Genomic DNA, 20,506 nt, shown 5'->3' with positions numbered 1-20,506 from the left:
ACGTTGGCATGTACCTACAGAAAATGGAAACAGGCAGACGCATCACTGCGGCCACCTGCCCAATCATTAACTAAAAACCTAAAACAAATCTGTATGAAACACAAGATTGCTACATAATGCCGCCACCCCCACCGCCGCCATAGACAGGAGCATTACCAATCTCCACAGCGATGCACAGCGTGTCGAACGCATCAGAGCCGTCAGTGCGCCCCTGCAAGGGGTCTTCCTCTGTCTCAGGCTTCTTCTCGCCGCTCTTGTCCTTCAGGTTGGTACCATTGATGGTCATGGCCGAGTCGATGGAGTTCAGCAGATCCGGATTATTCTCCTCGTTGATTAGTATACGGTAAGTGCGCTGGCCGAGGAACATGCCGTTGATGAGCTGCTGCTTCACAGGGTGCTGCCAGGGCTGGCCGATATAAACTTCGTGGACCACCCACCCATGATCAATGAAGCGCTGTGTGACGATGGTGTGGAAGTCGGCCTTTGAAACGCCATAGTTGTTGCCCACAAACGTTGAATCAAAAGCGAACACCACCTCCTTGTGTTTCAGCGGGCCATAATACAGGCAGATGTCATCAACCAGTTCCGGAAGTCGCCGCTCATATTTCACGAAAAACGATTTCAGGATGCGCAGCTTCATATCGGCTCCTGGCTGTCCGATGACTGCCCAGTTGATATTCGCATTGGCGTCCATGCTCACCCAGAGTGGTTCCGTGGGTATGATGTCTGCATCTGTGCGGCAGTCCACATGGCGCAGCTTGTCCATGTCGAAGCCCAGCGAGTCGATGTAGTTCTTGTCGACAGCCGTATAGAGGTTACGGTCGGTCTTGGCATTATAGAAGCTGTCTTCGCTGTGTTCCACGCGTCGGCACATGATGGTGGTGCGGAACGTGGCCGGTGGCATGTCGCGATAGCATTGGCGGATGAACTCCTCGCCCAGGATCTCCAGATTCTGGATGCTCGAGAACTCCTTATAGAGATAGGTTTCGGCACGCAGCATGTTCACCGTGCGCGACAGTCGGCGCAGATAGTGCAGCTCTGCAGACGATGGCCGCTGATGGGCGGCCACCATATCGGCCAGCCGTTTCTTCACCAGCGACAGTTCCAGTATCAGTCCTTCAAGCATCTTGACCTTCTCCGGGTCGCATTTCTCGCGGTCATTCAGGAACCACGAGCCTTTCTTGGTGGTGGGCATGTCGGAGAACTTGCAGATGCCGTGGTGATAATAAAGATGTCCGAATGCATTGCCGTTACCACGGTTGGCGGGGTAGGTTTCATCCTTCAGCTGCTCGAAGTCGATGAACTTTGCCTCGTCAATCAGCACGAAGTCGAAGCTCTGCGAGTTGGAGGTGCCTTTGCGGTCCTGGCTGATGACTGTGGCATAGCTGCCGTTCCAGAACGACAATGTGTTTTCCCAGTTCATCGGCTTGATGATGGGGTCTTTCCACCCCCAGTCTTTCGCTGGTTTCTTTCCCCAGGCATAGTGAACATTCTCAACGAACCCCCAGCGGCGCAGGTGCGTGTCCCATGACGGGATGATGTTCGTCCACATGCGCTTGCTGTTCGGGCCTACCAGGGCCGTGTTGCTGCCCGGCATCCCCTCGACGTTGCGGCGCAGCAGCGAGGCGGCAATGAGGCCCTTGCCGATGCCACGCCCGCCCACCATGGTCATGTCCTTGGTGAGCAGGGCCAACATATAGGCCTGTGCCGGGTTAAGATATTGTTCCTGTGTCGTCATGTGCTTCTATCTGTTTGGTCACCTGTTTCTCCTTCTCAGCCACGGCATCCGTCAGCTCCACCACGTCGGCATCCTCCACCACACGGTTGTAGCTGGAGTGCGTGAAGTGCGCCTCCAGCTCGGCGATGACGTGCAGCAGGTTGGCAATAGGCTGAAAGCCCATCTTCGACACGTCGAAAGTAAACACGATTCTGGGAATCTCGCCATAGCCCTTGTCCCGCTCATCGTTCTTGTCGAGCTGGTTGTACTTACCATACTGCTGTGCCAGCTTGGCGATGGCTGCAGCATCCTCTTTACGTAGGGCGATGGCATAGCCCTCCATGATCATGTTGTTAAAGCGCCATCGGTGCCACTCTTTGCTGCATTGCTGCAAGTTGCCGATAATGGCATGAAGGATCTCGATGTCTTCATAGGCCTTTCGCTTCGACAGCTGCTTGCCGTCGGCATCGACGTATGAAGCTTGTATGTAGTCTATGTATTCGCGGTCTTTCTTCAGCGGGTTGCGCAACATATAGTTGTAGATGTCGCGCAGTCGCACAATACGGCGGATGACCTGAGGAGCCACCTGTTTGGCCCGCAGTTCATCCTCTGGAAGCATGAGGTTGTCGGAATATAGGTCGATGTCGAATCTCATTCTATGCTTATTTGTGCGGTTCTTAGCCACTGGTTTGCCTCGTCAATGGCTGTCGGTGAACCGATGTCAGCCAGACGCAGCGTCTTCTCATGCAGCTCAAGGGCCCGTTCAGCGAGGACGCGACGGTACATTTTGCCTGCCTCCTTGTAAGGGTTCTGCAGCTCGGCTACATCTTCACCACTCAGTCCCAAGAGGTCACCAATCTGGGAAGGGGTCAACAGCAGGTGTGCCAGCGGCTCTATCTTCTGTAACAATTCCTTTTCCATTCTTCAGGTCAAGTTCTACGGCACCTTGCCCACAGATGTCCAGGAACTGCCGCATGAGGCAGTCAAACACCCCGTGGTCTGTGCTGATGATGGTGCTTTCGGCGCGTGCGCCGTATGTTTGGTTTTGCGACGTGATGACCGAAACAGTCATGTCGCGGGTCTGCAGGAGCAGCAGCTTGGAATGGTTCTGCCCCAGGTAGATACGCTCGAAGGCGGCATCCAGCAGACTCTCCAGATGGAGTGTCTTGCGTGCAGCCCTTTGGTCGAGAAGTATGGCAGAGTGGTTGACCAAACCTTTCTGTCGTAGTAGGAAAAAGCCATTCAGGAACGGCTCGCTGGTGCTGTAGCTGCTCACCCATATATCCGCAGACCCTGTCTGTGGCAATAGCCAGCCTAACAATCCGAGGGTGTGCAGCCCCTGTCCAAAATATGCCTGGAGTGGCACATCACGGACAGGGCGCAACAGTTTTGTTATGTCCTTACCCTTCGGCATCAGTTTCTGTTTTAGGAATACTGATACCGACGGCCTTCAGCTTCTCCACCGTTTCAGCCTTGATAGTTTGTTTCAGAGCAAAGAGGGTGTTGACTGCCTCCTGGATCTTCTGAAGAGACTCGGCGGTGTGCGGTGTCTTACGGCCCAGGCCACGTGATATGGCCGTTCGTGCATTCTGGATGGTCTTCACATTATCGGTGAAGACATCCACCTTGTCACCGGCAGAATCCGGGTTACTACCTACGACGGTATTTACGACGTCGTAGGTGTCGTAAATTTCATAGTCATTACGCAGCTCGTCATCAACCTGGCGGAGCTGGTAGCACAACTCGTTGCCGTCACAAGGGGCATAGTCTGGCTTGGCTATCATCTGTGACAGCTGGAAGTGCAGACGTGCCATCTTCTTCCACCGCTCAGCGTTGCGTTCCCAGATGGCCTGCACCTCAGGGGGCAGCTGGTCATGGTCTTCGCGCATGCCTCGTGTACCAAGAGCAGGAACAACAGGAGCGTCTTCGCCCTCCTGTGCTACTCCACTGGGTACCATGGAAAGCGTCTGCTCTACGCGGCTGATAGTTTCACTATTGAACTTCTCGACTTCGGGAGTGGTTAGCCCACGCTTCCGGATGTCGTAATACTTTTTCAGGTCTGTGCGGATCCACGGCAAAGTCGACTTGGGCCGTCGCATGGCCGTATTATAGATGCCGCGTTCGCGGTTGGGGTTGCACTGCAGCAGCAGCGTAGCCCCCTCGATGATCTGAGTCTCCGTCGGGTTCTCCAGCTGGAGGAAATTGAATATTTTGGCTGTAAGAATCTGGTCCATGATGTTTGTAATTAAGAAGGGGCGGAACGAGGCTCACGCCTGATTCCGCCCCGGGTTTTCAATCAACTTTAATTTATCGTATGAAAAAAAAAGATTCCCGCTTACGGGTTTCAAGGATTGGTGACAGTCTTCTCCTCACCATCGGCGCAGTCGATGTATGTGGTAGCCGACAGCATGAGCTTACCAGTGTACGTTGGCACGGGACACTCATCATACACCTGAATGGCGAAGGTAGTGATGATGGCACCTGTTGCCTCGGCAGCAGTGTCACCGCTTGGCTTGGTGTGGCATTTGAATGCCTCATTGCCCAACACACAGAACTTTCCGGAACGATCCTGATAGACATACACTATGTCATCGTTCAGGGCCTGGCGAGCAAAGCCCTTCACCTCATCGTCCTGTCCGGCCACGATAGCGTTAGCCTGGTTGCTATACAGTTGTGAGGGATCTTCGCCTACAGGCTCGAAGGTGACGTTACTGGCTTCATCCTTCAGGTCGATAAACTGCCAGTACTCCTCGGCTGCCAGAGTGAAGTCACCCTGGTACTGTGCGAGTTGGGCCATATCGTTCACATTCTCATCGTCAGCGTCAGGCAGCTTGGGGAAGGTCGCAATGGCGCGACGGTGCTTGTAGTACAGACGGCGGCGGATGCCCGGCATGACTTTCTTGCCAGGGCATGCCTCGATGCTCTTATAGAGCGATTTCGTTGTGCAACTCATAATAGTCTATTCTTTATGGGTTAAACCTTCAGTTCTTGATGTAGTAGGTCTTGCCAGAGGCAGGAGCCGTGTCGTTAGTGGCCACGTAACTCGAACCGCTCAGCTCATACCAGCCCTCTGCCTTGGGGTTCTTGCCCGTCGTGTCGACAACGGGGTAATACGTGTCGTTCTCGCCCAGGTCGCCAATCATCAGATTCTCCTTGCGGAGCGAGCGGATCTGCTCGCCGTAGATGCCGGCATAGCAGAAGGTGCAGGCCCAGGGCGAATAGCTGCCGATATACGGATGGTTCTGCTGGTTCATGATGTCGGTACCGAGCAGGAGATTCGGCTTCACCGTAATCTTCAGGTACTGCGAACCGGCCATGTTGTCGAGCACTGCGAACTCACAACGGCCCTTGGAGCCTTCAAGCGTCACCTTGTCATACGACGTGTTGTAGGGCAATGCACCGTGGCGTGCCTGGTAGTCATCGCAGTAGTAGTCGTAGATGTCCTGCGACATATACATGTATGCGTGACGGCCCTGCTTCCTCAGCATCTTGTCGGCTGCACGCCAGAATTCCTTCAGCTTCTCGACGGCATTGGTCTCGTCGATAGCACCCAAATGGAGGTAATTGCCCTTTGCAGAGGCAATATTTCCGGCATTGATCTCCCTGCCGATAATGGTATCGAAGGAGTCAAAGAGGTCTGCGGTCTTGTCACCGGCCTTGTTGCGTACGCCACCGACGAACACCACTTCGTCGATGTGCATACCAATCTTGGCAGCGAAGAGCGTCACCAGCTTACGGGCAATCATACCCTTCGAGATACGCTCACCGGCGGCGATGCTCTCACCCCAGATGGAGTGCAGCAGCGGCATGGGATCGAAGTCCTTGGCGCAGTTGCCGGGGAACACCTCGAGCGTACGGCCATTGATGGCATAGTCAGCATCATCGCGGCGGCTCGACTTCCACGGCCCCAGCTCGGCGTCACCTTCCAGCTCGTTGAACGTAATAGAATTGCGGACTCCGGGAAGTACGGTGACATACTTCGCCGTCTGGTCCTGGAACACTTGGAAAGGAATCTGCTGCAGTTCGCGGCTGATCTGCTGGGCGCTCTCTTCGAGGAATTGTGGAGTGATGACTCTTGCCAACTCGTCCACGGTCATGTCTGTAATCTGTGCCATAATCAGAGGAGGGTTTTGATGCCGTTATACATGTCTTTGGCGGTCTTAGGCGCGTGAGTGCCCTCATCGCCAGCGGGCTTGCTACCAGTGTCGGCACCGGCTTCAGCCTTGAAATCGTCAAACTCTTTCTGGAGTTTGTTGAGCTTCTGCTGGGCATCGGCCATGGCCTCTTCGGCAGTCTGCTTGTCATTGATGGCCGTCTGTTTCTCTGTCTCCAGGGCAGAGATACGGTCATCCTTTTCCTTCAGAGCATTCTCCAGCCGGTTAAGCTGGTCTTCGGTGATAGAGGCCTCGCCCTTCTCGCCGATAGTGATGTCCTTGATGGCCAGGACAGCACAGATGAGGTTAAGAACAATTTTCTTCATATCTGTTATAGAATTAGTTTGTGAATTGGGTTCATCAGGTTCGGCATCGTTCATAATGCCAGAAACATTCTGCAGAGCTTCTTTCATGCGCTGAAAGAATGAGCGGTTAGGCTTGTCTGCCTTTTCCATGGCGGGCAGGCAAAAGTGCTCACTGGCTCCAGTGAAGCAGGCATAGGCGTTCACGACAGCTTTGGCCTTTACGACGTTGTCGTCATCGTCGAGTACAGAATCAACCAGGCCGAAATCCAGGGCATCCTGAGCCGAGAGCCATTTTTCCCTGCCCATCATCGAAAGATTCTCTTCCAGAGTCTTGCCGTTTTTCTGAGCATAGATATCAGCCAAACACTTGTCTATAGTGTCAAGCTGCTCCCTTTCGTGCTGGAACTGCTGGATGATAGTGTCTATCTGCTCTTTGTTAGCACTTGTCCACACATCAATCATCTGTGAAGAGTTGTGGATGAGCATCATTGAGCCACGTGCAATCTTGATACTCTTGGCCTTCATGCAGAGGATAGTGGCTGCGCTGGCCGTCATGCCGACGATGACCATGTTGCATTTGCCATGAGCCTTGATATACTCCATGATGGTCAGGCCTTCGTCGATATATCCTCCAAACGAAGACACGGCAATGGTCACCTCCTGATCCTTGTGGTCGCGCAGGAAGTTCTTTACCATATTGGCGGTTGTACCACGGTGGCCTGTCCACCAGTCGTACTCCAAGCCGATTGTGCCGGTAATGTAGAAGTCGTATTTCATATCTTTGTGAAAGACTTTTCGCAAAGATACAAAGTCGGATTTAGGAAAGAAAATACCTTATTCAACAATAAGGAGCATGGGGTGTAACGACTTCCAGGTGATGGTGACAGTCTTCAATGTGCTGTCACCTGGTTTCTCTGGGAATTGATTCCTTTCTTTTATAATAGGGTACGGGCGGGAGTCCGTGCCTATCATATACTGTTTTCCGTCAATAGACGTAAGGCGGAAGGATGCCTGCCGAACAGTTATCGGCTTTTTGTCGCAGGTATTGAACGTTGCCGTTGTCGTATAGACTTTCTGGTTATTCTCGTAGCTGTCCTCAATGGCCACACCAACGAGTTCCTTGATGTTGATTTCAGAAAAAACGGGCTGGCTTTTGAAACGGCATGTCGTTTCACTGAGCACCTGAATACTTCCCAGGCTGCAAGCATCGGCAATTTCAATCTTTTTGACATGAACTAAGTTTGACATAGTTGAACGGTGTTGAACAGGTTTGAAACTTTTCTTCGATTTTATGGATAGAAACGCGAAAGAATTTAACTTTTTCTAAGGGTTTTCGTGCTTGTAGCCGCGAGACACGTTTATTCCGGCCTTGTTTTTATATGCATCCTTGATACGCTGGAACTTCATGCGTAGGTTTTCGTAGTTGTTCCCTGTCATGGAGATGCCGTTGGCTTCCATCCAGTCCATTACCAGCTTCGACAGTTGCACAGATCGGGTGCCAATATCGGTTAGTTCTTCCCACATATGCATGATGAAGAGGTCGTCAATAGCTTCAGCAATGGCGGCTTTGCCATGCTTAGAGATGTAGTTGTACACCTCAGGCTTCTTCGACTTGCTCCCCATGAGACAGATGGCCAGTTCGCCGGGCTGCTGTGTGTCGGGGGCGACACCGGCAGGGCGAGGACGGGAGAAATGACGGATGACATTGTTTAGGTTGGTAGCGGCAGGAAACTCGCAGGGCCTGCCAAAATGGTGCTCGCACCACTCTCGTTCGTAGAGCGGAAGTTTGACATAGATGAGGATATTGCTCATAGGTAGCTTGGTTTTGTTGATGCAAAGGTAGCATTTTTCCTGCAATAACGAGCGTACAACTAAGTTTTAATGCAGGAAGAACATTTCCTCGCACATGAATACCAAAATGGCTGCACACACTGCACACAACTGCACACATTTATTTATTTGTTTGATTATCAATACTTTACCTCTAAATCTAATGTGTGCAAATCGAAAATTTTGTGTGCAAACGCGCCTTTTTGTGTGCAAACCGGGGCGTTGTGTGCAGAGTGTGTGCAAATGTGTGCAGGGTGTGTGCGAACTCTCGCGTTTGTGTGCGGATTGCAAATACCTAAAAATCAGACGTTTGCAAAAATGTGTGCAGTCGTGTGCATATGTGTGCAGCGTTTTTCTCGCGCTCGCGCACGCCCGCGCATAAAATTTGGCTGAGAAAGCGACTTGTTATTAAATTAGTGATTAAAAGATGACAAACGAAAGGCCCGACGCATCACGCGCCAGGCCTCCTGCAGAAAAGAAATCTTCAGCTATAATCTATAAATAAGACTAAAATGGCTTATCCCCACTATTGTCGGTAAACATATCCGGCTCGCGCCGGTCGGCAAAGCGACGTGCCTCTGCATCGCCTATCTGCTGTTCCATCTCGTCGGCACGTTCTGCCGACATCGACTCCAGGTTGAGATCGAACTTCTCTTTCAATGCCAGGTAGTCGAAGCACATGCAGCGGTCGAACATGCAGACATCAGCGGTGCGTGTCTGGCCGCCCTTGTCCACGCGCACCTCGGTCTTCGGCTTGCCGTCCTGATAGACCTTCCACCGCTCGGAGGCCCTCATGCCTAAGTACGAACCGCTGGTGGTGAGGTAGTAGCGGATGGAGTCTTTCGACATCACGGTCTCGCCCTGCTGCTTGGCCATCTTCATGTACTGGCCGATGAAATGGCTCAGGCGCAGCATGAGAATGGGTGTCTCTGTACGGTACTCACGCTCGGTGCGGTCGGTCTTCAGTGCCTTGACGTACTTCACCTTGAAGTCGCCGTCGCTGAAGATCATGCCCTCCTGGTAGAGATACATCATGGCGTTCCAAAGGTTGCCCAGTTCGTTGTTGCTGATGATCTCGGAGTTCTGCCGCTTGATGCCTTCGACACAAAGGGCCTTCAGTTCCTCGTAGTCGAAGGGCAGGGATAGTTGCTGGTAGAGCGTCTTGTAGGCGGCGAGCAGCATGACCCAGTTGCGCCACAGACGGTCTTCGACCTGTTGGCCGTCAATGAGGTCGTAGACTTCATTGGTCACCTCGTTGTAGGTGTCGTAGAACGAACTCTCGAAGAGTGCCCGGTGCGAGAGGATCTGCTTGGTGAGGTGCTGCAGTCCCATCTTGCGTATGTCGGCCAGGCGGTTGAACTTGTCCTTAGCCTCGCGGTCGTGGACGGTGGTGTCGTGGGTGAGGTATATCATACGCGAGAACATGGCGATGTCGAGCGTGGGCATCTCCTGGCCACTGACGATGACACCGCAGTCCACGGGTGTCTTCTCCACCTGCTTGCCGCGGTCCATGTCCAGACGCGAGCGGCCCACACCGTCGTAGGCGCCCTTTATGATCTCGATGATGCGCATGTCGAGCGAGTCCTTATACTCGTCGAGGTGCACCATGCCGTTGGCCGACATAGCCAGTGCCTGCGACAGGCCGGGAGCGGTGGTGTTGCGCAGGTTGATGGGGCGGTCGCCAATAGTAAAAAAGCGCATGAGGGTGATGCCCAGTTCCGACTTACCGCTGCCCTTCGGGCCGAAGAGGTTCAGGAGTGGGAAGTTGGTGGTGTAGCCGGTGATGATGTCGCGGAAGATGGAGGCCAGCAGGTAGCAGACGGCCACCTTTGCATTATTGCCGAACACGTCGGCCATCATCAGGGCGAAGTCGTGCAGGCTGATGCTGCTATGGCCTTCAGGCATGACGAACTGCCGTTCGAAGGCGAAGTAGCTGGTGTCCTCGGCATAGAGGTCGGAGGCACCCTGCAGGTAGTAATTGTCGAGTTTGGGGTCGGCATCGTGCAAGTGTACGATGCCCATGTGGTCGGCCGGGTACCAGCCGTTCTCGAAGATGCAGCCGTTGCCGAAGGCCCAGAAGCCTCGCTTCTGCCATCCGTACTGACGTATGCGGATGGCCGTGCCTGTGATGTCGAACAGGTATTTCTTCAGTTTCTTCAGTTCCTCGATATTGGCCAGCCAGAGGAAGTTGCCGGCACTCTCCACCTTTATCTGGAACTTGGCCATGTTTACCAGTTCATCGGCGTTGAGTTCCAGCGTGCGTGTGACACCGTCGATGTTGGTAATCTCGTACAGGCGTTTAGAGTCATCGACGCCCATGATGTGGAAGAGAGGCTTCATCTTGAAGTTCGACCACTGCTTCTCGCTACCGTCCTCAGTACTCCAGTAGCAGTTGTGCTCTTCGAAGAACCCGTATTTGCGGAGGTCGATGCCTGAGCGTTGCGAACTCTTCTTGGCCTTGGCCTCATTGCGGCGGCGCTTGGCATCGTTCACCGCATTGCGCCAAAGCGTCTTGTGTCCGTATGTCTTGGCCAGTGCCTCTATCAGACTCTCACGTGTGAAGTCGTCCTGCTCCAGGATCAGCGTGTCGCAGATTTCCTTCACGCTGTCGCTCTTGGCCGTGTCGGTCTGGTCTTCATTATAGATGTGGCGTGCCAGCCACATCACGAAGTCCTCGGTGGTGAGTGAGGCCATCTGTGCCTCGGCGCTGTTCTTATGTTCTTTGTCTGGACGGTGGAAGTAACTGTCGGCATCCTGTTTGTGCTTGGTGCCGTCCTCGTCCTCGATGGGCGGTATCTCCTTCACCGTGACGCGGAAGCCTGCCTCCATGGCCAGGCGGCCGTTCTTCTTCACAGCCTCTATGCCGGGGCCGTCCTGGTCGGGGATGAAGCAGAGCTGGCAGTGGTAGCGCTTCAGCAGCTGGAACTGCTCCTTGGTGAACGCCGTGCCAAGGGCGGCGATAGTGTTGGTGATGCCTATCTCCTGGAGTTTGATGACATCGGGTGCTCCTTCCACGACGTAGAACAGTTCCTGCCTGGCGCCTTCCCGTTGTGCGGTGTCGAGTCCGAAGAGGTGGTTGCCCTTGGTAAAGAAGAAACTCTCGGCACCATTCATGTACTTCGTGCCTTTCTCCTTGTGCTCGTCCATGGTGCGGGCGGTGTAACTGATCACACGCCCGAACTTGTCCTTGATAGGAATCATCAGGCGGTCGTTGTAGAAGCCGTAATCGTTGCCCTTCTCCGATGTACTGATCAGCCGCAGTTCCTTCATAATAGGAATGCTCAGGCCTTCCTTCCTGGCAAAGGTGATGATGTCCTGCCAGTCCTTCGGTGCATAACCGATACCCATCTCCTCTACGGTCTCTGCTCCCCAGCGGTTCACAGCGTAGTCGTAGGTGGCTTTCGCTTCCGGCGTGTCGGCGTGGATGCACTCCACGAAGTGACGCTGCACATGGTCGTAGATGACGAAGGCACTCTCACGCTTGGCCTGCAGTTCCCGTTCCTCCTTGGTCTGTTCCCGCTGCGGTTCTTCCTCCACCTGTATGTGGTACTTGTCGCCCAATATCTTGCAGGCCTGCCGGAAGTCGCAGTTCTCTTTCTTCATGACGAAACTGATGGGATTGCCACCTTGCCCACAGACAAAGCAGTGGCAGATGTTCTTCGACGGGCTGACATAGAACGACGGTGTCTTGTCGTCATGGAAGGGGCAAAGGCCTTTCCAGTTGACGCCCGCTTTCTTCAACTGAACATAGTCGCCTACAACATCCTGGATGTTCAGGCTTATCAGTTTCTCGATGATATGCTCTTTGATCATAGCTGTAAGATTGATTCCTTGGCGCAAAGATATGTCATTGCGCCATGATTATAAAATACGCTACCATAAGTTTCCCTCCTTTTCTGCCGGTTCTATCTTTAGACACTTGTAGGCTGAACGGCTGTGTTGCCTGGCGGCCATTTTGTCGCGCATCTCCTGTGTCTTGGTGAGCGAGTGGGGTGCGGTCACTGCCACTCGCTCACCGGATAGGCGGCTGATGCCGGTGACTACGTATTTCTGTATGTGCATATTTCTCTGATTTGAATGTCACGATATATTTTGGTGCCACCGAGGAATCGGCGCGTCCAGTCTCTCAGCTCGACGGCTTTGAGTCGGCTGCAGGGCAGGGAGAGTGTTTCTCTTTTACCCCCCCCACGGTGTATTCCCGTGACTACATAAAGTGGAACTTCTGCTTTCATGGCTCTCTCTCAATTGGCATCCATACATCGGTGTAATTCCCGGCATCGTCGCAGAACACCTTGGCGTCCTCTTCGCCTTCCCAGAACCGCTGCTTGCCTGTGGCAACGGCAAAGTCCAACTCAACGTTGGCACCGTTCGACTCTGACCAGTCGGCCAGCATATAAATGGCATCGCACTGTGCCAGCTGCACCAGGTCGCACAGCAGGATCTCCTGATAGAACGATGTCTTGTACATCGCGTTCTTCACATTGTATTCTGCATAACCTCCCAGACCGCTCGTGGTCGGGTTGAACGTCTCATAGCCCTTTGCCTTCAGCATCTGCTCCGCCTCGGCAAACTTCTGGCGGGTGGCTTCGCTGAGCACCTCCTCACCTATCTTTCCGCTGATGTATACTTTCATAAGTCTGAACTATAATGAAAGGGTTGTTTCCAGATTCATCTTCCGTATGTATGTCGTGCGAAGGATGAATACATAATTGTCATTGTAAACATTGCTTGGTTTTGCCGATATGTCAAATATCTCTTGCCCATACTTGTCGCTATACTTCCGGCACTCGTGAGCGAAAGCCTTGCATTTGGGATATTTGGCTTCCAGCGCTTCCATCTTCTCTATGATGTCCGCATTGATGCTGCTGATGCAATTCTCGTGTACAACGACCTGGTCGTATTTGTCGTAGACATACTGAGCCAGTTCCTTGCCCATATTGTTGACAGACTTGTATGTCTGCACTTCGATAAAGAACCACTTATCCATATTGCTTTTGTTTTTAGTTATTAGTCTTGACATGCCAAAGTTTACCATCAATATCCCTGAAGAGGGTAGCCTGGCAAGTGCCAGAGCAGAACTGAGGGCAGTCGGCGTTACAGTTATCTCCGTATTCTTTGTCATCGCACACCTCGCCCAGCGTCGTGTGCTCAATGCCGAGGTCGATAATACCGCCAAGTTCGTCTTGGTCGTTCAGAATGTGTACTAGGCCACGAATCTTTATTGCAAGGTATCTCATACACTTTCCTTTCTTATAAGTGCCAGATTCGTCACCGTCGCGCCCCACGTCCCTCGCGGGGTCGGTTCGTCAAAATGTACATCGACAATCGATGTTCTCAGAAAGTCATAGATATCCTCAATGACTCCGCTGTGATGGATGCCGTCACCCGTGACGGCTGCGTCTACAATTACTCGATCTCCAACATTCATAGCGTAGCAATTATGAGTTTTGCAATATCCTTCGAAGATGTCAGGTGCAACTTCTCCTTTATCTTTTGAATGGTGTTCTTGATGGTAGAGTGAGTAATGCCCAGTTCTTCTGAAATCTCCTCGTAGGTTCTGCCAGTACTGGATAGTTTTGCCACTTCTGCCTCTCTCGATGTGAGACCGAATGGCTTGGGCCTGCAGACAATGTCTTTGAGAGGACAGTCGTTGCGCCACTTCAAAGGACAGGCAATGTCCTCTATGTGCAGCACATTCCCCTCGATGTCATACGTAAGCCCGTCGAACTTGCCGAAGTTGCAGCGTATAAAGCGATGGACAATGAGGTATAAGAAGAATGATTTGTTAGGCTTTGATGCGCGGTACTCCAGTGCCAGGGCATTGAATGCCTCCGGGTACTGGTTCTTAATCAAGTTGGCCACATATTCGGTCAACTCGCGCTCAGACTCGGTGAATTCCTTGGTGATGGGCGTTCCCTCTTCGTCAACCTTCACCTTGCCGTCTGGCGATACATAGAACTCAATCTTCCTCATGCACATAGTCAGCCCTCCCTCTTTTCGATGATCTCTGCAATGATAGGAACTTCTGTCTTTCCCCATCGGCTGTTCTTCATCTTCAGACGCACGTTGGACGTGCTTTGGCCAATGGCTTCTGCCACGTCTCGAACAAAGCTGTCCTTCTCGCCACGCGGCAATGTTTCATAGTAGGAATTAATTCCCAATTCGTCCATTTTCTCCATAAAATCCTTGTTAATATTAAAATTAATGACTAAATTTGCCGCAAAATTAATGATTAAATTTATAAAAGCAATGTTTTAACGTAACTTTGTTATGTTTCTTTGCAACTTTTAACTTTTAAGCGTATGAGATACAATGGAACAAGACTGAGGGATTACCTGAAAGATCGCAGAGGGGCTTATACCGAGTTGGCAAAGGCCATGCTTAAATACAGAAAGCCCAGAAAGAACGCCGGTACGGACGAATACAATCTCGCTCCGTTCTTCAGAGTCGGTCACAACATTACCTTAGAACTGCTTACCGGTTTTATGAAGGAAACAGGCAAGTCTATAGATTTCTTCGTGGATTTTGAACCAGGTGAATTGCCCGTTCAAAAGACAGAAGGCGTATCGGGAAGTAGCAATATTATAAATAGTTCAATCAACAATGACCTTACAATGAAAGTAGACCACCTTCACGAGATTATACGGCTAAAAGACGAGATGATTGTTGACAAAGAAAGGATCATTGCTATGAAAGACGCTGAAATACAACAATGGAAAAAGCGACATGACGAAGTAATTACCCTGTCGCAGATGATCTCGAAAAATCAAAACCAATAATAAAACACACTATTACGATATTAAAACAAAGTTAAAATTTTATTCAAATAATTCTGAAATAGCGATGGATGCAAGTGGGAACGGCTTCAGCAAGTCAGACGTAACTCGGACGAATTTTGTTCAAGTTTCCACATTTTTGCCCCTTGAAACGCCGGTAACATCGGAGTTTCCGTTTGCCATGACTTTCGCCTCATCCCGACCAAAAAAAATCATTATTTAAGAGGATGTGTCGTACATCCTCTTTTTTTTCAAAAAAAATCATTATCTTTGCCTTGAAAATTACTTAACAACGAATAGTCCACATCAACAAATGTACGCAGAACAGAGTATTCAAGACATTATCTTCCTCATGCTTTACGGTGGTGTTGCCATGCTGGCACTGATAGCAAGTCTCTACCTTTGTCTTAGGCGTAACAATGGAATAGCCTCTGACATCATTCCGCCTAAAGCCCTTCGCTATTGGACGTCGGCTTTCTTCATGGCCTCGGCTTTAAGTCACATTTGGTGGTTCCTGTTCGGCAACCATTGGCTGACAGAAGACCGCCTGGTGCGCAACATCATTGCCGTAACACTTGACCATATCACCCTCGTGCCACTGGCAATGGCCATGCTGCTACGCATGTTGCAAGACAGAGACCGCCGAATATGGCCCTGGTTTCTGGTGCAAGTTCCAACCGTTGCGGCTGCCTGCATAGGAATCTCTACTCACAACGACAGCTCACTCTTCCTCACTCATTATTGGCAGGGAGCCGTTATTCTGGTATTCATAGGATATTATATTTACGCACTTTATCACTACAGTCGCTGGCTGCGCGAAAATTTTGCCGACCTTGAGCACAAGGAGGTATGGCAGAGTTTGCTGTTCGTGATTATTGTATGCATCATTTATCAGGCCTACACCACCAATCCTGGAGACATGGTGAGAGAATATCTGTCACAAATCAACACCATCGTCATCATCGCTTTTCTTCTTTGGCGCGTTGAGACCTTGCAGATATTGGAGATTAAGAAAAGCGAACAAGAGGAAGAAATAAAAGAAACAGGCATTAACACCAGCCTTCACACAGACATTGGTAAGATGCTTACCGACCTGTGCGAAAACACCAAGTTTTTCCTTCAACACGATCTTACATTACAGCAGCTTGCATCCACATTAGGCACCAACCGCACCTATCTGAGCAAGTATTTCTCTGACCATGGCACCACCTACAATGCCTATATCAACAGTCTGCGCATTGAACATGGCATAAAAACATACCAAGAAGCCATTACTGCAGGGCGCACCATCCTTGCCCAAGAACTGGCCAGTGATTGTGGATTCAAGAGCTATAGCACTTTCGCATCCGTTTTCAAGCATCTAAAAGGGCAATCATTTACCGAATGGGCCAAAAAACAATCGCAACAATAGCGGTTCATGAAAAACCCGAACCTATGGTCCTAAAAACCGCTGCGTAGCAGCTAAGATTTTGAAACCAGATTTTTCGTCAGATTTTAAGCGAAGCGCCCCAATATCTTGGTCGTCGTTTCACTCCTTAAAATCTGACGAAAAATCTACAAATATAATCTTACAAAAATCATTTTTGGCGCAGCCTAATTATGAATTATGAATTATGCATTATGCATTATGAATTAAAAATACTCTCAGAATTTACAAAAACAGTCTCAGAATTTACAAAAATTAAAAATTTAACAGATAAAATAGTGCGTAATCTTAAAAATATTTTTACTTTTGCAAAAAGAACAAAACAAACTACATGAAAACATTCTACTAAAGCAAAATCAAAAAAATAATAAATAATGGTATTTTCAAAAGGTGTTGAGTTGGTAAATAAGATTGTAAGGCCACCTTATTTGGTAGAGGGGGGCAAAAGTTGCTTTAGTATCTCCCGCCTATTGGGTGCCACAGGAGGCCATTGAACAGGCAGCAGAAACCATCAGAAGTTGGGGACTGTTGCCTGTTATTGGTCCACACACCAACAACATCAATGTCAACGCCTATGCAGGAACAAAAGTAGCAATACAATAATATGTTCGATAAGTTGCTCAAAACAGTCAACGAAGCTCGCTGGGCTGACGGTCTGCGAATCAGAAACCGTTTGGACGACATCACGTATGAGCCGATGCGCACTCAGGAAGAGTTTGTCATGAGGCTGATACGAGAGAACGCCAAAACGGCTTACGGCCATGACCACGGCTTTGAAAACATCCGGAATATGGATGAATTCAGAAGTTTCGTGCCACTCAGCACCTTCGACGACTATGCCGCATACATAGACCGGGTAGTCAATGGCGAGCGAAATGTATTGACCACTTATCATACTGAACATATTTCAGAGAGCCACAACCACTGCAAGATTCCCATGTCGAGATGGAGTTTGCAGTCTTGCTACGACTACAGCTTTTCTTCAGGATTCTATATTGCCGCTCACCATGGCTTCCTCACCGATGGCATGACGCTCAATCTGATAGACAACAATATAGACCGTCTGGCTTCGGGAATTACTGTTGGCAATATACTTGGCCGACTACTCACCAAACGGGAGTTTGACAACGACCAAATCTATGTGATCCCCATCGATATCATCAAATCAGCCGAACAGCCGGAAAAGCTCTATCTTCAGGCCCTCTTTGCCCTCTATCAGCAGGACATCTCGCTGACGCTCTGCGATCAGTATATCAATATGCTGGATATGCTGAGCTATATTGAGAAGCACTGGCCCAAGCTCACAGATGATATTGAGAAAGGAAACGTCTATGTGCCCTCCAGTCCGAAACGTGCCTGTGCCATCCGCGAAATTATGGAGAGCCACCACGTAGGCACTGAATTGGTCACCCAGCTTTGGCCGCGCATGCATTGTATCATGGTCTATGATGTTGACAGCCTCAGCACCAGTTTTGAGTTTCTGCGCACTTACTGCGGCAACAAGGTGCATTTCATCTTCACGGGTATTGGCTCGCCTCTAGGCGCCTTCACTACCGCGCTCAACATCGACGACCCGCAGACTGTCCTCATACCCGATAGTATTTTCTATGAGTTCAAGCCCAAAGACTCGACAAATGACAATCATCTGCTCACACTCGATCAGGTGGAGATTGGAAAAAGCTATGAACTCATTGTGAGCACCCTCTCTGGTTTTTATCGCTATAAAACCGGGATAGACGTTCTTGTGGTAGGGCGTTATCACGACACGCCAACCGTGATTGTTGACAAGTAGAACTCCCCTCAAAACTCGCACGGAATTCACCAAACGCAAAGTTGGTCGAAAATATGAGAGTTTTGAGCATACTTCGCGAAACGTCTGATTATCAACAAGTTGTAAAAATCACTTTTTCCCCACCTAAACCATTGCTTGCAATAGACGTTCTATTATACCGCAACTGAATAACAGTTATACCGCAACTGAATTGCAGTTATACTGCAACTGAATAACAGTTATACAACAACTGAAGTTCAATTGCATCATAGTATTCATTCAGTTGCATTACAGTTTTTAAAGAACTACAGAATAAAACGATGAAAAATGCGCCAAAATAGCAATAATCACCCAAAATTTCATCACAAAAACAGTACGAGAAGTGGCTCCAAGACCACTTTTATGGTTTGTGAGAGCCACTTCCCGTTCTAGTTTGAGATTTTTATTTGTCTTAATTTTCGAAAAAAATGATCGAAAATCAGAACAAAAGAACTCATTCGCAATGCGACTTAAGAGTATTCCAGGTTTCAGGCATCAGGATCTGACGGAACGGGCCGTTTGACTTGAACTGCATTTTGCGGATACGTGCGGCACGGTCCTTGCTGTCTGCATGGTCAGAAAGATATGAGAGTACACCATAGCTCTCAAGCTTCTCCAGAGAATTGGCCATCTCCATCGGGTCAAGATGCATGGCATGGAGATAGCGGGCGCCCTGTGCGTCGGCATCGTTTTCCTTGGCACGGCTGATGGTATTGCTCAGCATTCTGCTGGTGAGTTTTATCAGGCCGTCAACATTGGAGTTGCCTGTAAGAAGAATCAGTATTGCCTGAAAAACGGCCTGCCTACGTATGCCCGATTGAACATGGCCCAACTCAAGATGAGCCAGTTCGTGACCAATAACAGCACACAGCTGCGACTCATTGTCCATCTTCTCGATAAGTCCCGTATATACAACAAGATGTCTGCCAACAGTTACAAAGGCATTCACATCACTATTCCTGCTTACCAGAACATTGACGCTGGCAGTGTCTATATCATTGGCCAGACACATTTCACGGACCAGTGTGTCTATAGGCAGGCACACATCGTCTGACTTTACCTCATGAAGATCATTGTAGGTCAAATCCCATACCCATTCCGCTAACTTATCCCCGACTATGGTAGGGGAAAGATTGAACAGTTTCATCCAATCTACCTGCAAGGTGGCATAGAAGATGCCCAGAAACAGCAATACGGAGAAAAGGAGTTCTGTAAGTATCTTTTTCATCGCATACATATTTTATCGGTTATCGTACTATAAAGATACCAACGATGTATTTTTCCCTTTCGAGTGCCAACCGCAGAGCGGACTGTCTCTATGAAATCATAGATATTATAGAGGTTGACGGTGATGAAATAGGCAATATACACGGATGAAAGATCAGTGAAACAGAACAATATCCTGACGGTCCACCAGAACAGGATGTTGTTCATGACGAACAACGGCACCTGTGAGACCAGCGCCTGCATGGAGTTCCAACGAACAAAGAAGGTACTCTTTCTGGACACAAAATAGAAAAAGCCCGTAGCCAGAAGGTTAATGATGGGCATTGGCAAGCCTACCATCACGGCCACCAGCGACATGACATAGCAGTTGGAAGCGCGCTCCTTCTCATCCTCAAGAGGAACAACATCCTCTATGGGCTGAGAAGAATCGTTCAGAGGTATTTTTGAAAATTCCATATCCAATTAATCAATATAGCCACAATACCGATGAAGGCATACAGCCTGCGCTGGAATATCTTCTCAGTCTGGCGGTAGGCACGGAGAAAGGACGACGAGTTCATGAGCAGATCGGCTACAATCCATATGGGTATCACCACCATCAGCACCGCCAACAGTACTCCTATAGGATTGTAATACAGGGCAGACAGCCATTCACCACGAAACATCTCACGCACAGAACGAGTGGTTCCACACGACGGACATGGTATATGAAAAATATAACGTATAAGGCAACCGGTCCAGCCTATGGTCTTACCACTATCATTCCCGACCAACAACCAAAGATAGCCGCTTGCAGTCAGGAACAATAGCAATGTGTACAGACGTCCTCTGCTCAAGTGCATTAGAGGTAAGCCATCAGGCGTTCAAAATTCTTCTCGCGGGTGGTTCCCATAATCAGGAACCAGTCTATAAGAACCCAAATACCCAAACCGCCACAGGTTAGCAGTTTGCCGATACCCAATCCGGTATCACCGATATAGAAACGATCTACGCCTAAATTGCCTGTCAGAAGACTCAGGACCAGAGCTATTGTGGGGTCCTTGAATTGAATGGCATGAAGCATTGACTCCTTACTGTCATCTGCTGCAAGCAAACGATCACGTACATACATAATCTGAGACTCGGGTAGATACTTGTTGTTCATCATGATGAACATATCAACTTTCTGCTGTTCCATGAGCTTGAGTAATATTGGTTTAGTTTTGTTTAAAAATCTTTGCAAAGATATGCAAAATTGTAATATCTCCCAAACATTTCAATA

24 protein-coding genes are annotated in these 20,506 nt (G+C 49.8%); 3 read left to right on the top strand and 21 right to left on the bottom strand.

All coding sequences use genetic code 11. The features are described from left to right. Nucleotides 1-109 precede the first annotated feature (109 nt). From L6475_RS01940 to L6475_RS01860, 17 genes are all read right to left on the bottom strand, one after another. Nucleotides 110-1,738 (bottom strand): hypothetical protein, encoded by a 1,629-nt coding sequence (locus tag L6475_RS01940; RefSeq protein WP_237821994.1) that lies wholly within the window; start codon nt 1,736-1,738, stop codon nt 110-112. Then, nucleotides 1,713-2,372 carry a hypothetical protein gene (locus tag L6475_RS01935; protein WP_237821992.1) on the bottom strand — a complete coding sequence of 220 codons (660 nt, stop codon included), beginning with the start codon at nt 2,370-2,372 and terminating at the stop codon, nt 1,713-1,715. The genes L6475_RS01940 and L6475_RS01935 overlap by 26 nt, the downstream gene beginning before the upstream one ends. Beyond that, nucleotides 2,369-2,626 carry a hypothetical protein gene (locus tag L6475_RS01930; protein WP_237821990.1) on the bottom strand — a complete coding sequence of 86 codons (258 nt, stop codon included), beginning with the start codon at nt 2,624-2,626 and terminating at the stop codon, nt 2,369-2,371. The genes L6475_RS01935 and L6475_RS01930 overlap by 4 nt, the downstream gene beginning before the upstream one ends. After that, entirely contained in the window at nt 2,568-3,131 is a 564-nt protein-coding gene (locus L6475_RS01925; RefSeq protein WP_237821988.1) for a C4-dicarboxylate ABC transporter, read from the bottom strand. Before L6475_RS01925 ends, L6475_RS01930 begins: the two co-directional genes overlap by 59 nt. Continuing rightward, nucleotides 3,118-3,951: a hypothetical protein gene (locus L6475_RS01920; protein WP_237821985.1), complete on the bottom strand. Its 834-nt coding sequence runs from the start codon at nt 3,949-3,951 to the stop codon at nt 3,118-3,120. Before L6475_RS01920 ends, L6475_RS01925 begins: the two co-directional genes overlap by 14 nt. 110 nt (nt 3,952-4,061) lie before the next feature. Beyond that, entirely contained in the window at nt 4,062-4,670 is a 609-nt protein-coding gene (locus tag L6475_RS01915; protein WP_237821984.1) for a hypothetical protein, read from the bottom strand. 28 nt (nt 4,671-4,698) lie between these two features. Next, nucleotides 4,699-5,526, bottom strand: a complete 828-nt coding sequence (locus L6475_RS01910) for a hypothetical protein (RefSeq protein ID WP_237821982.1) — start codon at nt 5,524-5,526, stop codon at nt 4,699-4,701. 308 nt (nt 5,527-5,834) lie between these two features. Further along, nucleotides 5,835-6,953 carry an ATP-dependent Clp protease proteolytic subunit gene (locus tag L6475_RS01905; protein WP_237821980.1) on the bottom strand — a complete coding sequence of 373 codons (1,119 nt, stop codon included), beginning with the start codon at nt 6,951-6,953 and terminating at the stop codon, nt 5,835-5,837. A gap of 57 nt (nt 6,954-7,010) precedes the next feature. Further along, nucleotides 7,011-7,424 (bottom strand): hypothetical protein, encoded by a 414-nt coding sequence (locus L6475_RS01900; RefSeq protein WP_237821978.1) that lies wholly within the window; start codon nt 7,422-7,424, stop codon nt 7,011-7,013. Between the two features lie 75 nt (nt 7,425-7,499). Next, entirely contained in the window at nt 7,500-7,988 is a 489-nt protein-coding gene (locus tag L6475_RS01895; protein WP_237821976.1) for a hypothetical protein, read from the bottom strand. Between the two features lie 525 nt (nt 7,989-8,513). Continuing rightward, nucleotides 8,514-11,819 (bottom strand): DNA primase, encoded by a 3,306-nt coding sequence (gene dnaG / locus L6475_RS01890; RefSeq protein ID WP_237821974.1) that lies wholly within the window; start codon nt 11,817-11,819, stop codon nt 8,514-8,516. A gap of 60 nt (nt 11,820-11,879) precedes the next feature. Further along, nucleotides 11,880-12,068 carry a hypothetical protein gene (locus L6475_RS01885; protein ID WP_237821972.1) on the bottom strand — a complete coding sequence of 63 codons (189 nt, stop codon included), beginning with the start codon at nt 12,066-12,068 and terminating at the stop codon, nt 11,880-11,882. Between the two features lie 166 nt (nt 12,069-12,234). Beyond that, a complete protein-coding gene (locus L6475_RS01880; RefSeq protein WP_237821970.1) occupies nt 12,235-12,639 on the bottom strand; it encodes a DUF4406 domain-containing protein in 405 nt (134 codons plus the stop codon). Nucleotides 12,640-12,648: 9 nt separating this feature from the next. Further along, nucleotides 12,649-12,993, bottom strand: a complete 345-nt coding sequence (locus tag L6475_RS01875) for a hypothetical protein (protein ID WP_237821968.1) — start codon at nt 12,991-12,993, stop codon at nt 12,649-12,651. 13 nt (nt 12,994-13,006) lie between these two features. Further along, on the bottom strand, nt 13,007-13,243 hold the full coding sequence (locus tag L6475_RS01870) for a hypothetical protein (RefSeq protein WP_237821966.1): 237 nt from the start codon (nt 13,241-13,243) through the stop codon (nt 13,007-13,009). A gap of 187 nt (nt 13,244-13,430) precedes the next feature. Further along, entirely contained in the window at nt 13,431-13,979 is a 549-nt protein-coding gene (locus tag L6475_RS01865) for a helix-turn-helix transcriptional regulator (protein ID WP_237821964.1), read from the bottom strand. An 8-nt stretch (nt 13,980-13,987) separates the two neighbouring features. After that, entirely contained in the window at nt 13,988-14,176 is a 189-nt protein-coding gene (locus tag L6475_RS01860) for a hypothetical protein (protein ID WP_237821962.1), read from the bottom strand. Nucleotides 14,177-14,308: 132 nt separating this feature from the next. On the opposite strand from L6475_RS01860, the gene L6475_RS01855 reads away from it, so the two are divergent. From L6475_RS01855 to L6475_RS01845, 3 genes are all read left to right on the top strand, one after another. Further along, nucleotides 14,309-14,785, top strand: a complete 477-nt coding sequence (locus L6475_RS01855) for a hypothetical protein (protein ID WP_237821960.1) — start codon at nt 14,309-14,311, stop codon at nt 14,783-14,785. Between the two features lie 310 nt (nt 14,786-15,095). After that, the gene (locus L6475_RS01850; RefSeq protein ID WP_237821958.1) at nt 15,096-16,193 is read left to right on the top strand and encodes an AraC family transcriptional regulator; all 1,098 of its coding nucleotides are present in this window, start codon (nt 15,096-15,098) and stop codon (nt 16,191-16,193) included. Between the two features lie 619 nt (nt 16,194-16,812). Further along, nucleotides 16,813-18,000 (top strand): GH3 auxin-responsive promoter family protein, encoded by a 1,188-nt coding sequence (locus L6475_RS01845; RefSeq protein ID WP_237821956.1) that lies wholly within the window; start codon nt 16,813-16,815, stop codon nt 17,998-18,000. Between the two features lie 472 nt (nt 18,001-18,472). Here L6475_RS01845 and L6475_RS01840 read toward each other — a convergent pair whose 3' ends face one another. Genes L6475_RS01840 through L6475_RS01825 form a run of 4 tightly spaced genes read right to left on the bottom strand, consistent with a single transcriptional unit; the run spans nt 18,473 to nt 20,422 of the window. Further along, a complete protein-coding gene (locus tag L6475_RS01840; RefSeq protein WP_237821954.1) occupies nt 18,473-19,246 on the bottom strand; it encodes a M48 family metallopeptidase in 774 nt (257 codons plus the stop codon). After that, nucleotides 19,243-19,701 (bottom strand): hypothetical protein, encoded by a 459-nt coding sequence (locus L6475_RS01835; protein ID WP_237821952.1) that lies wholly within the window; start codon nt 19,699-19,701, stop codon nt 19,243-19,245. Before L6475_RS01835 ends, L6475_RS01840 begins: the two co-directional genes overlap by 4 nt. Then, a complete protein-coding gene (locus L6475_RS01830; protein ID WP_237821950.1) occupies nt 19,677-20,081 on the bottom strand; it encodes a DUF2752 domain-containing protein in 405 nt (134 codons plus the stop codon). Before L6475_RS01830 ends, L6475_RS01835 begins: the two co-directional genes overlap by 25 nt. Nucleotides 20,082-20,086: 5 nt before the next feature. Next, on the bottom strand, nt 20,087-20,422 hold the full coding sequence (locus tag L6475_RS01825) for a TM2 domain-containing protein (RefSeq protein WP_237821948.1): 336 nt from the start codon (nt 20,420-20,422) through the stop codon (nt 20,087-20,089). Nucleotides 20,423-20,506 lie beyond the last annotated feature (84 nt).

The organism is Prevotella sp. E9-3 (genome assembly GCF_022024015.1).
In the GTDB taxonomy this organism is placed as follows: Bacteria; Bacteroidota; Bacteroidia; order Bacteroidales; family Bacteroidaceae; genus Prevotella.
This window is presented reverse-complemented; position numbering and strand designations above follow the sequence as displayed.

What these genes read in the sequence shown, in the direction of transcription:
- L6475_RS01940 (WP_237821994.1), bottom strand. Translation starts at nt 1,738, where the DNA reads ATGACGACACAGGAACAATATCTTAACCCGGCACAGGCCTATATGTTG.
- L6475_RS01935 (WP_237821992.1), bottom strand. Translation starts at nt 2,372, where the DNA reads ATGAGATTCGACATCGACCTATATTCCGACAACCTCATGCTTCCAGAG.
- L6475_RS01925 (WP_237821988.1), bottom strand. Translation starts at nt 3,131, where the DNA reads ATGCCGAAGGGTAAGGACATAACAAAACTGTTGCGCCCTGTCCGTGAT.
- L6475_RS01920 (WP_237821985.1), bottom strand. Translation starts at nt 3,951, where the DNA reads ATGGACCAGATTCTTACAGCCAAAATATTCAATTTCCTCCAGCTGGAG.
- L6475_RS01915 (WP_237821984.1), bottom strand. Translation starts at nt 4,670, where the DNA reads ATGAGTTGCACAACGAAATCGCTCTATAAGAGCATCGAGGCATGCCCT.
- L6475_RS01910 (WP_237821982.1), bottom strand. Translation starts at nt 5,526, where the DNA reads ATGCCGCTGCTGCACTCCATCTGGGGTGAGAGCATCGCCGCCGGTGAG.
- L6475_RS01905 (WP_237821980.1), bottom strand. Translation starts at nt 6,953, where the DNA reads ATGAAATACGACTTCTACATTACCGGCACAATCGGCTTGGAGTACGAC.
- L6475_RS01900 (WP_237821978.1), bottom strand. Translation starts at nt 7,424, where the DNA reads ATGTCAAACTTAGTTCATGTCAAAAAGATTGAAATTGCCGATGCTTGC.
- L6475_RS01895 (WP_237821976.1), bottom strand. Translation starts at nt 7,988, where the DNA reads ATGAGCAATATCCTCATCTATGTCAAACTTCCGCTCTACGAACGAGAG.
- dnaG (WP_237821974.1), bottom strand. Translation starts at nt 11,819, where the DNA reads ATGATCAAAGAGCATATCATCGAGAAACTGATAAGCCTGAACATCCAG.
- L6475_RS01885 (WP_237821972.1), bottom strand. Translation starts at nt 12,068, where the DNA reads ATGCACATACAGAAATACGTAGTCACCGGCATCAGCCGCCTATCCGGT.
- L6475_RS01880 (WP_237821970.1), bottom strand. Translation starts at nt 12,639, where the DNA reads ATGAAAGTATACATCAGCGGAAAGATAGGTGAGGAGGTGCTCAGCGAA.
- L6475_RS01875 (WP_237821968.1), bottom strand. Translation starts at nt 12,993, where the DNA reads ATGGATAAGTGGTTCTTTATCGAAGTGCAGACATACAAGTCTGTCAAC.
- L6475_RS01870 (WP_237821966.1), bottom strand. Translation starts at nt 13,243, where the DNA reads ATGAGATACCTTGCAATAAAGATTCGTGGCCTAGTACACATTCTGAAC.
- L6475_RS01865 (WP_237821964.1), bottom strand. Translation starts at nt 13,979, where the DNA reads ATGAGGAAGATTGAGTTCTATGTATCGCCAGACGGCAAGGTGAAGGTT.
- L6475_RS01860 (WP_237821962.1), bottom strand. Translation starts at nt 14,176, where the DNA reads ATGGACGAATTGGGAATTAATTCCTACTATGAAACATTGCCGCGTGGC.
- L6475_RS01855 (WP_237821960.1), top strand. Translation starts at nt 14,309, where the DNA reads ATGAGATACAATGGAACAAGACTGAGGGATTACCTGAAAGATCGCAGA.
- L6475_RS01850 (WP_237821958.1), top strand. Translation starts at nt 15,096, where the DNA reads ATGTACGCAGAACAGAGTATTCAAGACATTATCTTCCTCATGCTTTAC.
- L6475_RS01845 (WP_237821956.1), top strand. Translation starts at nt 16,813, where the DNA reads ATGTTCGATAAGTTGCTCAAAACAGTCAACGAAGCTCGCTGGGCTGAC.
- L6475_RS01840 (WP_237821954.1), bottom strand. Translation starts at nt 19,246, where the DNA reads ATGAAAAAGATACTTACAGAACTCCTTTTCTCCGTATTGCTGTTTCTG.
- L6475_RS01835 (WP_237821952.1), bottom strand. Translation starts at nt 19,701, where the DNA reads ATGGAATTTTCAAAAATACCTCTGAACGATTCTTCTCAGCCCATAGAG.
- L6475_RS01825 (WP_237821948.1), bottom strand. Translation starts at nt 20,422, where the DNA reads ATGGAACAGCAGAAAGTTGATATGTTCATCATGATGAACAACAAGTAT.